Source organism: Amycolatopsis sp. NBC_01480 (genome assembly GCF_036227205.1).
Taxonomy (GTDB): domain Bacteria; phylum Actinomycetota; class Actinomycetes; order Mycobacteriales; family Pseudonocardiaceae; genus Amycolatopsis.
The window spans coordinates 9,401,021-9,414,569 of sequence record NZ_CP109442.1 but is presented as its reverse complement, the minus strand read 5'-3'; the positions used below and the strand labels follow the sequence as shown (position 1 = coordinate 9,414,569).

The 13,549-nt window shown below is 72.3% G+C and carries 11 protein-coding genes; 4 read left to right on the top strand and 7 right to left on the bottom strand.

Features of this window, described 5'->3' with window-relative positions; all coding sequences use genetic code 11:
- Positions 1-95: 95 nt before the first annotated feature.
- The 4 genes from OG371_RS43840 to OG371_RS43825 form a co-directional block, all read right to left on the bottom strand.
- Positions 96-2,276: a DUF5682 family protein gene (locus tag OG371_RS43840; RefSeq protein ID WP_329063103.1), complete on the bottom strand. Its 2,181-nt coding sequence runs from the start codon at positions 2,274-2,276 to the stop codon at positions 96-98.
- Entirely contained in the window at positions 2,273-3,358 is a 1,086-nt protein-coding gene (locus OG371_RS43835; protein WP_329063101.1) for an ATP-binding protein, read from the bottom strand. Before OG371_RS43835 ends, OG371_RS43840 begins: the two co-directional genes overlap by 4 nt.
- Positions 3,355-4,797: a DUF5691 domain-containing protein gene (locus OG371_RS43830; RefSeq protein ID WP_329063098.1), complete on the bottom strand. Its 1,443-nt coding sequence runs from the start codon at positions 4,795-4,797 to the stop codon at positions 3,355-3,357. Before OG371_RS43830 ends, OG371_RS43835 begins: the two co-directional genes overlap by 4 nt.
- 276 nt (positions 4,798-5,073) lie before the next feature.
- Positions 5,074-6,633 (bottom strand): SWIM zinc finger family protein, encoded by a 1,560-nt coding sequence (locus tag OG371_RS43825; protein ID WP_329063095.1) that lies wholly within the window; start codon positions 6,631-6,633, stop codon positions 5,074-5,076.
- A gap of 141 nt (positions 6,634-6,774) precedes the next feature.
- Here OG371_RS43825 and OG371_RS43820 point away from each other — a divergent pair, with 141 nt between their 5' ends.
- Positions 6,775-7,335: a maleylpyruvate isomerase family mycothiol-dependent enzyme gene (locus tag OG371_RS43820; protein ID WP_329063093.1), complete on the top strand. Its 561-nt coding sequence runs from the start codon at positions 6,775-6,777 to the stop codon at positions 7,333-7,335.
- 55 nt (positions 7,336-7,390) lie between these two features.
- Here the strand turns inward: OG371_RS43820 and OG371_RS43815 are convergent, their stop codons facing one another.
- On the bottom strand, positions 7,391-8,545 hold the full coding sequence (locus OG371_RS43815) for an NAD-dependent epimerase/dehydratase family protein (RefSeq protein WP_329063091.1): 1,155 nt from the start codon (positions 8,543-8,545) through the stop codon (positions 7,391-7,393).
- A gap of 181 nt (positions 8,546-8,726) precedes the next feature.
- Here OG371_RS43815 and OG371_RS43810 point away from each other — a divergent pair, with 181 nt between their 5' ends.
- Positions 8,727-9,233 (top strand): GtrA family protein, encoded by a 507-nt coding sequence (locus OG371_RS43810; RefSeq protein ID WP_329063088.1) that lies wholly within the window; start codon positions 8,727-8,729, stop codon positions 9,231-9,233.
- Here the strand turns inward: OG371_RS43810 and OG371_RS43805 are convergent.
- Together OG371_RS43805 and OG371_RS43800 are read right to left on the bottom strand one after the other, a co-directional pair.
- Entirely contained in the window at positions 9,163-11,337 is a 2,175-nt protein-coding gene (locus tag OG371_RS43805) for a glycosyltransferase (RefSeq protein ID WP_329063087.1), read from the bottom strand. The two genes, OG371_RS43810 and OG371_RS43805, sit on opposite strands and share 71 nt — an antisense overlap.
- Positions 11,334-12,278, bottom strand: coding sequence for an NAD-dependent epimerase/dehydratase family protein (locus tag OG371_RS43800; RefSeq protein WP_329063085.1), 945 nt, complete (start codon positions 12,276-12,278; stop codon positions 11,334-11,336). Before OG371_RS43800 ends, OG371_RS43805 begins: the two co-directional genes overlap by 4 nt.
- Before the next feature lie 214 nt (positions 12,279-12,492).
- On the opposite strand from OG371_RS43800, the gene OG371_RS43795 reads away from it, so the two are divergent.
- Positions 12,493-12,942, top strand: a complete 450-nt coding sequence (locus tag OG371_RS43795) for a helix-turn-helix transcriptional regulator (RefSeq protein WP_329063083.1) — start codon at positions 12,493-12,495, stop codon at positions 12,940-12,942.
- An 11-nt stretch (positions 12,943-12,953) separates the two neighbouring features.
- Positions 12,954-13,547, top strand: coding sequence for a hypothetical protein (locus OG371_RS43790; protein WP_329063081.1), 594 nt, complete (start codon positions 12,954-12,956; stop codon positions 13,545-13,547).
- Positions 13,548-13,549: the final 2 nt, after the last annotated feature.

Here is a 13,549-nt window from a genome sequence, read left to right as displayed (position 1 = left end):
TTCAGCCGGTTCGGCTCGTCCGGTGGATGGGCTCGGCGTGGCGGGTCCGGCTGGGCTGGTCGGCGGGGCAGGCGCGGTGGGTTCGATCGGTTCGGTCACAGCGTCGCTCCCAGGAGGGTGGCCAGCACGGGCAGGGCGCTTTCGGCGCGGGGCTCGTCCAGTTCGTCGGTGGGGGCTGCCGCCTGGGGGGCGCCGCCGGAGAGGGTGGCGGCGCGTTCGCCGATGGCTCGTTTTTCGGGGCCCGCGAAGGCACCGAAAGTGCGGCGCAGCAAGGGAAGCACCTCGGTGAACACGTCCGGCGGAATGCCGCCCAGCCAGGCGTCGATCACCCGCAGCATGCGCTCGTCGTGGACCAGCAGCAGGGCGCCGCCCGCGAAGAAGCCCTCGACGTACGCCGCGCCCGCCGTCGGCTCGATGCCCGGTGTGAGCGCGCGGCCCAGTCGCAGCTCGACCTCCGCGCCGTCCAGGAGGTCGGCGTCGTGCAGGAGACGGACGACCCGCCCGGCCAGCAGCGGCGGCAGCGTGTCGCGCCCGGCGAGGCCGGCCAGCGCGGAGAGCCAACGTTCGCGCGCTGCTTCGCCCAGCAGGGTGGTCGCCTCGTGGACGTCGTCGACCAGGCGGCAGAAGCGTTCGGACGCTTCCTCGTCGATGCCGTGGGTCGCGGGCGGCAGGCCGGCGCAGACGCGGGTGAGCATCCGGTCCGCGACCTCGCGCAGCCGCGCCGTGTCGGTGCCGCGGACGTCGCCGTACCGCGTCGCTCGCGCCAGCGCGGGCAGGGCCGCCATCAGCCGGGCGACGTCCGCGTCGGCCGCCGCCCGGGTGTCGAGCGCGGTGAGCACCTCGGGCAGCGCTTCGCCCAGGTCCGCGAGCAGGCAGTCCTCGACCGCCGTGGTGATGTCGGCCAGCGGCGGCTTCCCGGCGACGACCTCGTGGACCACCGTGGCCGCGGCCGACGGAACCGTGGTCCCGTGCACCGCCGCCGCGACCAGGTCCACCTCGTAGCCGGGCTCCCAGCAGAGCGTCCAGGTCTCGCGGAACGTGCCCTTGCTGCGCGTCGCCGAGATTTCCGGTGTGCCCCAAGGGATGCCGAGCACCCGCAACCGGTGCAGCAGCCGCGACCGGTCGACGCCGGCGGGCGTGCGCAGGTCGAGGTCCAGCTCCCGCGGCTCCGGCTCGCGTTTGAGCCGCAGCCGTCGCGCGGTGGCGATCAGGTCCGCCGCGAGCGGGGCCTGCGGGACGGTCTCGGGTACCTCTCCGAGCAGCTCGCCCACCACGAGCCGCCGAGTGACCAGGTCGGCCTGCACGTCGTCGCCCCCGCACAGCACCGCGCGGGTGGCGGCGTCGACCTCCGCGAGCCCGGCCGAGGACCGTCCCCTCAACGTCGCCAGGGTGTCGGCCAGCCGCACGGCCTCGATCACGTGCGCGGTGGAGACCGGCAGATCCTCCTCGCGCAGCACGCCCGCCACGCGGGTGAGCCAGCGGGCGGTGACGTCCTCGGCCGTGGTGAACAGGTGGTGGTACCAGCCGGGCGAGCGCACCCCGGCGCCGTAACCGCTGCCGGTCGCGAGGCGGCCGTGCGTCCACGGCACCCAGGTGCACACCACCTTCCGCTTCGGGAGTCCTTTGAGGACGGACTGGTCCGAGGCCGCGGTGGGCAATGGATCGGCCAGCGCCGGGACGTGCCAAGCACCGCAGATCACGGCGATCCGCTCGAAGCCTTCTTTGCGCGTCTTGCGAAGCACCGTGCGCATGTACGCCTCGCGCCGCCGCTCGTGGAGGTCTTCCGGCCGCTTGTCCTCTCGCAGCGCGGTCATCGCCTCGGCGATCACTTCGAACGGTGGCTCGGTGTCGCGCCGCGACTCGACGACGTCGTCCCACCAGCGCTCGGGATCGTCGTACCCGCCCGCCGCGGCCAGCTCGGCGAGCGGGTCGCCGGAGCGGGCGCTGCCTTCGTCGCCGAGCGCGAACTGGTGCGCCGCAGGAAGATCGCAGAACCGCACCGGAACTCCCGCGGCGGTGGCGTACCGGAGGGCTTGCCACTCCGGGCTGAAAACCGCGAACGGCCAGAACGCGGCGCTCGAGACGTCGTCCGCCGCGTACGCCAGCAGCGCCACCGGCGGGCGCATGTCCTCGTCGGCGGTCAGCCCGGCCAGCGCGTCGGCCTCGGGCGGGCCTTCGATGAGCACCACGTCCGGCTCCAGCTCGGCCAGCCGCGCGGCCACCGCCCGCGCCGAGCCCGGCCCGTGGTGCCGGATCCCGAGCAGGTGCGTGGTCATCCGCTGATCTCCTGGCCCGCCCGGTAGAAGTCGGCCCAGCCTTCGCGCTCGCGCACCACGGTTTCCAGGTACTCGATCCAGATCGCGCGGTCGGCGACCGGGTCTTTGACCACCGCGCCGTGGATGCCGGCGGCCACGTCCTGCGCCCGCAGCACGCCGTCGCCGAAGTGGGTCGCCAGCGCGAGACCGCCGGTGAGCACACTGATCGCCTCGGCGGTGGAGAGTGTGCCGGACGGTGTTTTCACCGCCGTGCGCCCGTCTTCGGTCCGGCCCGCGCGCAGCTCGCGGAACACCGTGACCACGCGGCGGATCTCCGACAGCTCCGCGGCTTCGGCGGGCAGCGACAGCGCGGTGCCGAGCTGGGCGACGCGGCGGCTGACGATCTCCACCTCGGCCTCGGCGGTGTCCGGCAGCGGCAGCACCACGGTGTTGAACCGGCGGCGCAGGGCGCTGGACAGCTCGTTCACGCCCTTGTCGCGGTTGTTCGCCGTGGCGATGAGCGTGAAACCGGGCCGCGCCTGCACTTCGCTGCCCAGCTCGGGGATCGGCAGCGTTTTCTCCGACAGCACGGTGATCAGCGAGTCCTGGACGTCGGCCGGAATGCGGGTGAGCTCCTCCAGCCGGGCCACCTTGCCGTCGCGCATCGCGCGCAGGATCGGGCTCTCCACCAGTGCCCGCTCGCTCGGGCCTTCGGCGATCAGCCGGGCGTAGTTCCAGCCGTAGCGGATCGACTCCTCGGCCGTGCCCGCCGTGCCCTGCACCAGCAGGGTCGAGTCGCCGCTGATGGCCGCGGCCAGGTGCTCGGACACCCACGTCTTCGCCGTGCCGGGCACCCCGAGCAGCAGCAGCGCCCGGTCGGTGGCCAGCGTCGCGACGGCGACCTCGACCAGCCGCCGCGGGCCGACGTACTTGGGCGTGATCTCGGTGCCGTCGTCGAGCCGGCCGCCGAGCAGGTAGGTGACCACGGCCCACGGCGAGAGCAGCCACGACGGCGGCCTGGTCCGGTCGTCGGCCGCGGCCAGCGCGGCCAGTTCACCGGCGTACTCCTGCTCGGCGTGGGGCCGGAGGACTGCGGACGTCATGAGAGCTCCTCGTGCATTTCGCGGCGGAAGGTAAGGGTTTCGGCGACGGCGCGCCGCCACGGGGCGGCCTCGCCGGGCAGGGGGATCACGGCCAGCCGGTGGGCGAGACAGGCCGGCGGCACCGCCTTGGCGATCAGAGTGGCCGCGTGCGCGACCAGCCGGTGGTCCTGCTGGGCGGCGACCCAGTCGAGCAGCACCCGGCCCAGCTCCTCGGGCCAGGGCTGCGGCAGGTCGAGGATCAGCCGGGTGAGGGCCTCGACTTTGAGGCCCCGCGCGAGTTTCGCGACGGTGGCGGCCTGCCGCTGCGGGGCGAGCACGCCGATCAGCGCGGCCGTGCTGCGCCCGCCCGGCTCGGCCTCGACCAGTGCCTGCGCCCACGCCTCGTCGCCCTGCCGGATCGCCGCCGTGGCCCAGCTGTCGCGCAGCACCGGCAGCGGGCAGCCCTCCACGAGCATGCCGACGAGGTCGGCCGGCGTGCCGAACTTCGCCCAGAAACCCAGTGGGGTGGCGGAAATGATCGCGCGCAGCCGCCCGACGCCCTGGTCCGGCCCGTGCGGCACGCGGACGCCGTCGCGCAGTAGGGTGTCGTCCGCCTCGGGCAGGGCCAGCTGCAGGACGTCGGCCCGCAACTCCCGGCTGCGGACGGTGACGCACTCCTGCAGCCGCGCCGCCATGCGCCGGCCGAGGTCCGCCTCGGGCAGCCGGCCGAGCAGGTGCGTGGCGGTGTCGCGCACTCCCGCCGCCCGCTCGGCGAGCGCGGCGTCGAGGAACGGCTCGTCGTCGTCGGTCAGGTGCTCGCCGAGCAGGCCGAGGAAAACGGCGCGCTGGTCGGCGGGCTCGGTGCGCCAGGTGGCCGCGAGCGCGGTCCGGGCGGCGTCCGGATCCTCGGCGAGGGCCCGTGCGAGCCAGGCCTGCCGGCGCGCGGGGGTGCCGAACTGCCAGGCGTCGTCGTTGTCGTCCGCGACCGTGGCGACCAGGAACGCCCAGTCGGGATTCCGCTCGCCGAGCCAGGTCCCGACGGCCCCGGCGACCGCCGCCAGCGGCCCCCGCAACGGCACCCGCGACCGCGCCCGTTCGGCCAGCTGGGGCACCTGGTCGGGCGGCACCCGGAACCCGGCCGCGGCGACGGCGTTCAGCCATTCTTCCAGCAGCTCGGGCCGGTTCGCGTGGAGCAGCCGGGCCAGCCGCTCGCGCGCCACGGGCGGCACCAGCGGCCGCCCGTCCGGCTCGGCGGGATCCTCGCGCCGCGCCCCCGCCAACGGCAACCGCCCGGCCCGCCGGTAATTGGTGATCAGCGCGGCGGCGGTGAGCACCCCGTCCGCGGCGTCCTGGCTGCCTTCGGTGAGCGCCCGGATGGCGGCGGGCTGCCCGGCGAGGTCGAGCGTCCGGCGGCGGGTGCCGAGCAGGGCGGTGCTGACCAGGTCGTCCCAGGACTTCATCGGAGCACCGCCTGGGTTGGGGGCCGGCGGTGGAGGGGCAGGGGAGAGGTCCCTTCGGGAATGGGGGTGGTTGCTGCGCTGGGAGTGGTGATCTCGGGTGTTGCGGCGGTGGCGCCAGTCGTTGTGGTGGAGGTGGTTGCGTTGGTGGGTGCGGTGGTGATTGTTGTTGTGGCGCAAGAGAATTCGGTAAGTGCGGAGGTCTTCGCCGCGAGCGTGCCAGAGGCGGTGGCACTGGGCATCACGGTGGTGCCGGGCAGTACGGGCGGGCGATGCTGCTCAATCAAGGCGCACCACGCCATCCGGGTGCCAGCAGGTGAGGGGGCGGAGGCCTGCGGGGGTCCATTCGGCGGCGAGGGTTACCGGGTGTTCCGCGGCCAGGGCCAGCAGGCGCCACGGGTCGGTGCCGGGGGTCAGGGGCAGGGCGGCTCCGTCTACATCGGACAGTGCCCAGCCGGTCCGGCCAGTGGGCGGGTGCCTGGGCAGGCCGGTGGTCGGACCAGCTTGGCGGGTGGACGGGCCAGTCGGGCCGGTCGGTGGGCTGGCGGTCGAGCCGGCTGGGCCGGTGGGCTGGCCGGTCGAGCCGGTCGGTGGGGCGCTCGGGTCGGCCGGTGAGCGGGTTGGGCCGGTGGGCGGCCCGGTGAGTGAGCCAGTCAGGCTGGCGGCTGGACCGGTGGCCGAGGCACCGGTCGGGAAGCTGGTCGGGGAGTCAGCCGGGCAGGTGGCTGGGGTGAGGTCGGCCAGGAGCATGGGCCAGCGGTCCAGCCAAGGGTCCGCGGCTAGGGCCTCGGCGTAGGACGCGAGGGCCTCGGTGACGGTGTCGCCGCGGGGGATCGGGGACGTTACCGGCTCGGTGTGGTCGGCGACCAAGGCGCGTAACGGCACCGCGCCTGGGTAGAACGCCAGCTCGCCCGGCACGATGTGGCCCGGTGGCAGCGAACTGTCCAGCGGGCGGCCCGGAGGGGCGAAGGACAGCACCAGCGCGGGACGGCCGGAGTGCCGTCCGCGCAGCCAGGTGCGGCGGGTGCGGAGGGAGTCCTGCTCCTCGTCGACCGCTCCGGTGACGAGCCACTGGTCGGCGACGCGCTCGCCGGACTCCAGTACCTGCGCGGTGCTCGCGGCGAAGCCCAGGCGGGTGCGGACCGTCTCGGCGAGGGCGGGCGGCAGCTCTTCCAGACGGGTTACCGAGCCGGCGAGGACGTACAGCAGTGACAGCTCCGACAGCAGGTCACCCGGCCAGTCGCGGCCCTGGCCGATCAGGCCCGCGGCCCGGCGCAGGCCGTTGGCCAGGCCGGTCGCCTGGGCGTCGATCATCCTTGCCGCCACGCCGCGCAGCTCTCCGGCGCCGCCGCGTTCGAAGCCCGCGAAACCGGCGCCGACGCGGTCGGTCAGCCAGCCGCGCAGCTCGGCGGCGCCCGCGGTGACGCGGGCCATCCGGTCTTGCGCGCGCTTCGCCGCGGCCTCCAGGTCCTTTGGCGCCTCCGGCCGTTTTTCCGCGCGGGTGACGCGAGAAGCCCGCTCCTCCAACCAGATCCGCACCCATCCGGCCTCGTCCTCAGCCTCGGGGACCTGCCCCGACGACCACAGCAGCAACAGCCCCAGCGCGTGCTTGCACGGGAACTTCCGGCTCGGGCAGGTGCACCGGAACGCGGGCCCGGCCAGCTCGACCGCCGCCTGGTACGGCTTCTGCCCACTGCCCTGGCAGGCACCCCACACGGCCCGCGCTGACGCGCCCGTGCCGGACCACTTCGCCGGCACTGCCTGCCCGCGCCCGGCCTTCGCCGACGACGCGTCCGACGCGAGCCCGAGGACGCGCTCGGTGCTCCAGCGCGCCGCCACCGGTCCCCCCAACGTTTCCCTGGCCACTGTTCCCTTGCCGCACAATCGTTTCCTCCCCCTGGTGGGGCTGACCCGAGAAGCATCCCATCCGGCACCGACATTTTCGGCCGCCGCCACGGTCCGCCCGCTACGATCCGATCCGTGCCCCCACCGCTCACCGCCGTCGCCGAGGCCCACCGGCGGTTCGGCGACGCGCTCGCCGGGCTCACGGACGACGCGGTGCGGGAGCCTTCGCTGCTGCCCGGCTGGACCCGTGGCCACGTGCTCGCCCACGTCGCCGACGCCGCGCGCGCACGGGCTCGCGTCGTCGAGCACGCGCTGCGCGGCGAGGCCGTCACGATGTGGGCGCCGGGGGAGCGGGACACGATCATCGACGCCACCGCCGGCCGGACCGCCGACGAGCACCGTGCCGCCGTCGCCGAACAGGCCGAAGCCCTGGAACGGGTGTGGTCGCGCGTCGAGGACTGGCCGGCCTTCGCCCCGGCCGTGAACACGCGCTGGCGCGAGGTCTGGATCCACCTCGTGGACCTCGATGTCGGCATCGGCCCGGCCGACTGGCCCGAGGACTTCGCCGAGCACGCCGTCGGCTTCATGCGCGAGCGGATCCCTAAGGACACCAGCCTGACGGCCACCGACGTCCCCCACGAGCAAACCGCCGGAGTAGCCGGGCCCCTCCGAGACTTGGCCTGGCCCACCTACTGACGGAAAACGCCGGACCGCGAAGGGCGGCCCGGCGTGTCCAGCAAAGGAAAAAGCGTCAGCCCTTGACCGCCCCGCGCCAGCTGACCTGCGGGAGCATCCGGTCGATGTCCACCCGGTGCTTGTTGGCGCCGACGATGTCGAACATCGACTCGATCAGTGTGTCCGACAGCAGGTGCGGCTCCAGCCCCAGCCCGACCAGCCCGGTGTGCTTGACGTTGTAGTAGTGCTCCGGCTGCTCGACGCGCGGGTTCTCCAGGTGCTCGATCTGCACCGGGCCGGGGAACGCCTCGGCCACCAGCTCCGCGATCTCGCTCACCGACAGGCTCTCGGTCATCTGGTTGAACACGCGGAACTCGCCGCGCCCGGCCGGGTTCTCCACGGCGAGCCGGATGCATTCGACGGTGTCGCGGATGTCGATCAGGCCGCGGGTCTGGCCGCCCTTGCCGTACACGGTCAGGGGCTGGCCCAGCACCGCCTGGATGACGAACCGGTTGAGTACCGTGCCGAACACCGCGTCGTAGTCGAAGCGGGTGGCCAGCCGCGGGTCGCGCACGGTCTGCGGCGTCACCTGGCCGTAGACGACACCCTGGTTGAGGTCGGTGGCGCGCAGATCCCAGATGCGGCAGGCGAACTCGATGTTGTGCGAGTCGTGCACCTTCGACAGGTGGTAGAACGACCCGGGCTTCTTCGGGTAGAGCATCCGGTCCTTGCGGCCGTTGTGCTCGACCTCGAGCCAGCCTTCCTCGATGTCGATGTTGGGGGTGCCGTACTCGCCCATGGTGCCGAGCTTGACCAGGTGGATGTCCGGGTTGGTCTCGGCGATCGCGTACAGCAGGTTCAGGTTGCCGACCACGTTGTTGTGCTGGGTGTAGACGGCGTGGTCGCGGTCGATCATCGAGTACGGCGCGGAGCGCTGCTCGGCGAAGTGGACGATCGAGTCGGGCGCGAACTCGCGCACCGCGTCGAACAGGAATTCCGCGTCGAGCAGGTCGCCGAGGTAGGAAACGATCTTCTTGCCCGACACCTCCTGCCAGGCATCGATGCGGGTCGCCAGGTCTTCGATGGGGACGAGACTCTCGGCTTCCAGTTCGACGTCGTACTGCCGGCGGGCGAAATTGTCGAGAACGGCCACTTCATGGCCTTTGTCCGACAAGTGCAGTGCCGTGGGCCACCCCAGGTATCCGTCGCCACCGAGAACCAGCACTCGCATAGAGGAGCCTTTCCGTTTCGTTTACGCGACAAGCACGCTGATTCCTCTTTGTACATGACGCCATGACCGGGCTCGAACCTATCGACCAGGTGCTGATGAAGACCTGGCAATGAGCTGTGAATCTCCTATGCGTCAGGGGGGCCGGACGGCCGTGGCGGACGGCCGAGGGGAGACTGGGGACATGACGACGGTAACCAACCCGGCGAAGCCTCGCACGACGGAGGAATCACCCCGTTCCCGGCGACGCGGCACAATCCGGTTCTTCCGGGCCGCGACCAGCTCGGTCGGGGCGACGATGCTGAGCCAGGCGGCGTTGCTGTCGGTGCTCGCGCTGGGTGGGGCACCGTGGCTGGCCAGCGCGTTCGCGTTCGCCGCCGGGGCGGTGCTGAACTTCTTCCTGACCCGTCGCTGGGTGTGGGGCAGGCGCGGCCGGCCGCAGGTCGGCGCCGAGCTGGTGCCCTACGTCGCCGTGATCTCCCTCGGCGGGCTCGCCTCGGTCGGCCTGACCACGCTCACCGGCCACCTGCTCGCGCCCCTGAACCTGCCGCACGCCTGGTGGGTCGTGCTGATCGACGCCGCGTACGTGTTCAGTTACGCCGTGGTGTTCGTCGTCAAGTTCACGATGCTCGACCGGTTCGTGTTCGGCCGCGGCGCAGCACGTATCCCCGCCACCACGTCCCCGTCATGACCCTGGCGTAGTTCGCGCCGTAGACGACGCTGCCGCCCTTCTTGCTCTTGCCCGCCTTGCGCAGGCGCATGCTCATCGGCCGCTCCAGCACCCGGGCGCCGCGCGCGGTGAGGCCCAGCAGCAGCTCCGAAGACTGGTACTGCGGTTCGTTCAGCGGGACGGCACAGGCGAGTTCCGCTCGCATGGCCCGGAATCCGAACGAGGTGTCGGTGATTTTCCGCCAGGTCAGCACCGAGGCCAGCCAGGCGAACACCCGCACGCCGACCCAGCGCATCCGGCTGTCGGCCTCTTCGTGGCCCAGCCGCCGCGAGCCGGTGACGAAGTCCGCGCTGTCCTCCAGCAGTGGCGCGATCAGCTCGGCCATTTCGCTGTTGTCGTACTGGCCGTCGCCGTCGGTGGTGACGATGTACTTCGCACCCTTGGCGGTGGCCAGGTGATAGCCGAGGCGCAGCGCGGCGCCCTGGCCGCGATTGGCCGGCGCGACGCACACGTACGCGCCGTGTTCCTCGGCGATCCGCGCGGTGTCGTCGCTGCCGCCGTCGACCACCACCAGCACGTCCACGGGCAGGCCGAGGCAATCGTCGGGCATCTTCTCCAGGACCTGCCCGATGCCGCCGGCTTCGTTGTACGCGGCGATCACCACGGTCAGCTCGGCCAGCTGCGCACCGGGGTGCCTGCCTTCGAAGTCCGCGATCGCGCCGTCGTCCACCGCGTCCGGGTACGCGCCGAGACGCCGCCTGCTGGCCGCGGTGAGCGTGGTGAAACCGAGCGCGCCCGCCACCGGCAGCAGCACCAGCGCGGGCAGCTGGTAGCGCCAGGAGAACTCGAACACCGCCGAAGCGAACAGCAGGAACAGCCCGGTGCCCGCGGCGAGCAGGGCGCCACTGCGCGCGGGGTCCCGCGGCTTCTTGCGCCGTAGCAAGGAGAGCAGGCCGAGCAGGGCGAAGAACCCGAGCACCGCACCGGGGACGAACCCGCCGTGGAGCTGGTAGTCGCGCAGGACCACCGCGATCGGCTCCCGCGCGCTCGGGTCCACGCCGTCGTACTGCTGCGTGATCATCGCGATGCCGGCCGGCTCGTTCCACTCCGGGTAGGTGAGCTGGAACTGCCAGCGGTCGATCGGCACGTCGTTGATCGCCGTGGCGCGGGTGAACTGGAAGCTCTTGCCGAAGTCGCCGATGATCGCCTTCGCAACGTCCCACCACTGCGCCTCGAGCACGTCGACGGAGAACTGGTGCGCCAGCGCCGCGCGGTCCGCGCCGGGCGGCAACGGGCCGGGCCAGGCGGGATCGAGGTCGGCGTGGGTGTAGTTGTCCACCAGCCGCTGCCCGGCCGGCTCGGTCGGGCAGAACACCTGCAGCTCCGGGGCGAGGTGCAGGTTCGCGCAGTCCGCGACGGCCGCGGTGCGCCCGTAGAACATGCTGCCGGACGGACCGGTCAGGCCCCATTTACCGGTCTGCGCCTTGACTTCCGCAGCGTACGGCAGCACCACGACGACGATCGCGAGCAGCCCGATCCCCGCGTTGCGCCAGCCCCGCCAGTGCCGCCACGCGCTGCCCGCGGCGAGCACGTAGAGCAGGAACGGCACCGCGAGCGTGATCCCGATCAGCCGCACCAGCACGGCGAAACCGACCACCAGCCCGCCGAGCGCGATCCGCCGCCAGTTCGGCTTCCCGCGTGCGAGCAGGAGCCACAGCAGCCCGAGCAGCAGTGCCTCGAACAGCACCTCGGACATGATGTTCTGCTCGATCTGCAGCTGGTAGGCGTCGAGCAGGATCGGTGCGGACGCGAGCGCCGAGACCCAGCGCCGGGCGCCGAGTTTCCTTGCCAGCGCGTAGATCCCGACGGCGATCGCCAGGCCGCCGAGGTGCTGCACCGCCGCGGCGAACGACAGCCCGCCGACCGCGAGCAACGGCCGCAGCAGCAGGTCGTAGCCGATCGGGTTGAGCTGGTCGGCGCGCAGTGCGTGCAGGTTGTCGAGGTAGCGGAACGAGTCGATGTAGAGCAGGGCCGGCTGGTAGGCCACCCAGGTCAGCACCCGGAGCGCGGTGCCGGCGGCGAGCAGGGCCAGCAGGAGTGCGTGCCGGCGGAGGAACAGGGTCACAGGGTTGCTTTCAGGTCCAGTTCCGAGAAGTACTTCCACGCAGTGGCCAGCCCGTCGGCGAGTGAGATCGCCGGGGTGAAGCCGATGGCCTCCGCGCTCGCCGAGACGTCGACGACCACCGCCGGCATCTCGCCCGCGGCTGCGGCGACGTGCTCCACCGGCAGCTCGGCGCCGGTCACCTCGCGCACCGTCCGGACCATCTCCAGCACCGAAACCGAATGTCCGGCGCCGACGATCGCGCGGCCGCTGTACTTCCTTTCGAACGCCAGCAGGAGCGCGCGCACCACGTCGTCCACGTGCACGAGGTCCCGTCGCTGCTCGCCGGTGCCATACACGCGCACGCCCTCGCCGGCCAGCGCCGCGCGCATCATGCGCGGGACGAAGCTGTCCTTGTGGGACATGCCCGGCCCGTAGACGTTGGTGAACCGCAGCGCGCAGGTGGTCATGCCGTACGCGCCGGAGTAGCCGGACAGCAGCATCTCGCAGGCGGCTTTCGTGGCGCCGTACGGGGTGAGCGGCCGGGTCGGCAGGTCCACCGTGATCGTCGACGTGCCGACGTCGCCGACCACCGCGTTGGTCGAGGCCAGCACGAACTGCGGCACTTCGCGCTGACGCGCCAGCTCCAGCAGCTCGTGGGTCACGGCGACGTTCTCGGTGAACGTTTCGGCGGGGCGTTCGACCGACTTCAGCACCGACGTGAGCGCGGCGAGGTGGACGATGCCCGCGGTTTCCGCGGTGACCGCGGCTTCGCGGGTCGCGGCGTCGCGCAGGTCGCCCACCACCACGCGGATGCCGTCGTCCTCGGTCTCGTACGGCACCCGGTCCACGACCGTGACCGGGTGGCCCTGGTCGCGGAACGCGCGCACAGCCGGGCGGCCGATGAAACCGCTGCCGCCGGTGACCAGGACGGAGGTCCTTTCCGGACCGCTCGGGAGTGACATGGCGGACAACCTACCTGCGTGAGCTGTGCGCACCCCCGGCAGCGGAACCGGTGTCCGCGTGCGGCCACCCCCAGTGACCACACGCGGACGAACCGTGTTTAGTTTTCTTCACACCACCAGAGCGAAGTGTAGCCTTGACGGGACAGCTGGTGTCAAGCTTTCGTGACGGTTATGCTCGACGACGTCACGGGCGTAGGACGGTTTGGGGGCGTTGATGGCCGGGACACCGGAAGACGGTGAACGCAGTTTCGCCGAGCGGCTGGCGAAGCTGATCGCCACCGTGCACCCGCCGGACCGCAAGCCGTACTCCTATCGCGAGATCGCGAAGGGGGTCGCCGACCTGACCGGCGTGAGCATGTCGGCCACGCACGTCCAGCAGCTCGCGGTCGGCGCGCGGCGGGACCCGAAGCGTTCGCACATCCAGGCGCTGGCGCGGTTCTTCGGCGTGCCCGTCACCTATTTCTTCGACGAGGACGTGGCCGAGGGGGTCGACGGCCAGGTCGCCGAAGTCGTGGCCTGGCGCGACACCGAGGCGCGCGACCTCGCCCAGCGCGCGATGCGCCTTTCCCCGCGCGACCGCGAGACGGTGACCACGCTGGTGGACCAGCTGAACAGCTACGACGCGGGCCGCGACCGGTCCCGTCGCGCGCGGAAGCCGGAGTAGCGCTGCCCGCTATGCTGATCTCCGCCGGGACGACGGGCCGTGCCCAGTGCACCCGGCTGGTCCAGCCACCGATCGTTTCGGGAGGGGTCATCGACCCGAGCCTGCGGGCCCGCGCCCGGGCGCGCGTGCGCGAGCTGCTGCATGACGTCCCGTTGCCGCGCCCATGGTCGATGAACGCGTGGGTGGACCGGCTGGAACGGCGGCGTGGCCGGGAAATCGACCTGGTCGCCGTCGAGTACGCGCCCGGCCTGCCTTCGGGAGCCTGGCAGCGGCGCGCGGACTACGACCTGATCGCCTACACCGCCGGCACTTCGCCACTGCACCAGGACCACATCATCGCCCACGAGATCGCGCACCTGCTGTGCGAGCACCGCGGCGTCTGCCTGATGTCGAAGGCCGAAGCCGCGGCGGTCGCCCCGGACCTGAGCGCGCACCTGCTTTCCCACCTGCTCACCCGTGTGACCACCGACGAAGACGAATACGAGGCCGAGCTGATCGCCGTGCTGCTGATGAGCGAGGCGACCGCCGGTGTCGCGCAACTGCGGCCCGGCGCGTCCGGCCGGTCCGCCGACCAGGCGCAGCGGCTCGCGTCGCTGCTCGGGTAGCC

What these genes read in the sequence shown, in the direction of transcription:
- OG371_RS43840 (WP_329063103.1), bottom strand. Translation starts at nt 2,276, where the DNA reads ATGACCACGCACCTGCTCGGGATCCGGCACCACGGGCCGGGCTCGGCG.
- OG371_RS43835 (WP_329063101.1), bottom strand. Translation starts at nt 3,358, where the DNA reads ATGACGTCCGCAGTCCTCCGGCCCCACGCCGAGCAGGAGTACGCCGGT.
- OG371_RS43830 (WP_329063098.1), bottom strand. Translation starts at nt 4,797, where the DNA reads ATGAAGTCCTGGGACGACCTGGTCAGCACCGCCCTGCTCGGCACCCGC.
- OG371_RS43815 (WP_329063091.1), bottom strand. Translation starts at nt 8,545, where the DNA reads ATGCGAGTGCTGGTTCTCGGTGGCGACGGATACCTGGGGTGGCCCACG.
- OG371_RS43810 (WP_329063088.1), top strand. Translation starts at nt 8,727, where the DNA reads ATGACGACGGTAACCAACCCGGCGAAGCCTCGCACGACGGAGGAATCA.
- OG371_RS43800 (WP_329063085.1), bottom strand. Translation starts at nt 12,278, where the DNA reads ATGTCACTCCCGAGCGGTCCGGAAAGGACCTCCGTCCTGGTCACCGGC.
- OG371_RS43795 (WP_329063083.1), top strand. Translation starts at nt 12,493, where the DNA reads ATGGCCGGGACACCGGAAGACGGTGAACGCAGTTTCGCCGAGCGGCTG.
- OG371_RS43790 (WP_329063081.1), top strand. Translation starts at nt 12,954, where the DNA reads ATGCTGATCTCCGCCGGGACGACGGGCCGTGCCCAGTGCACCCGGCTG.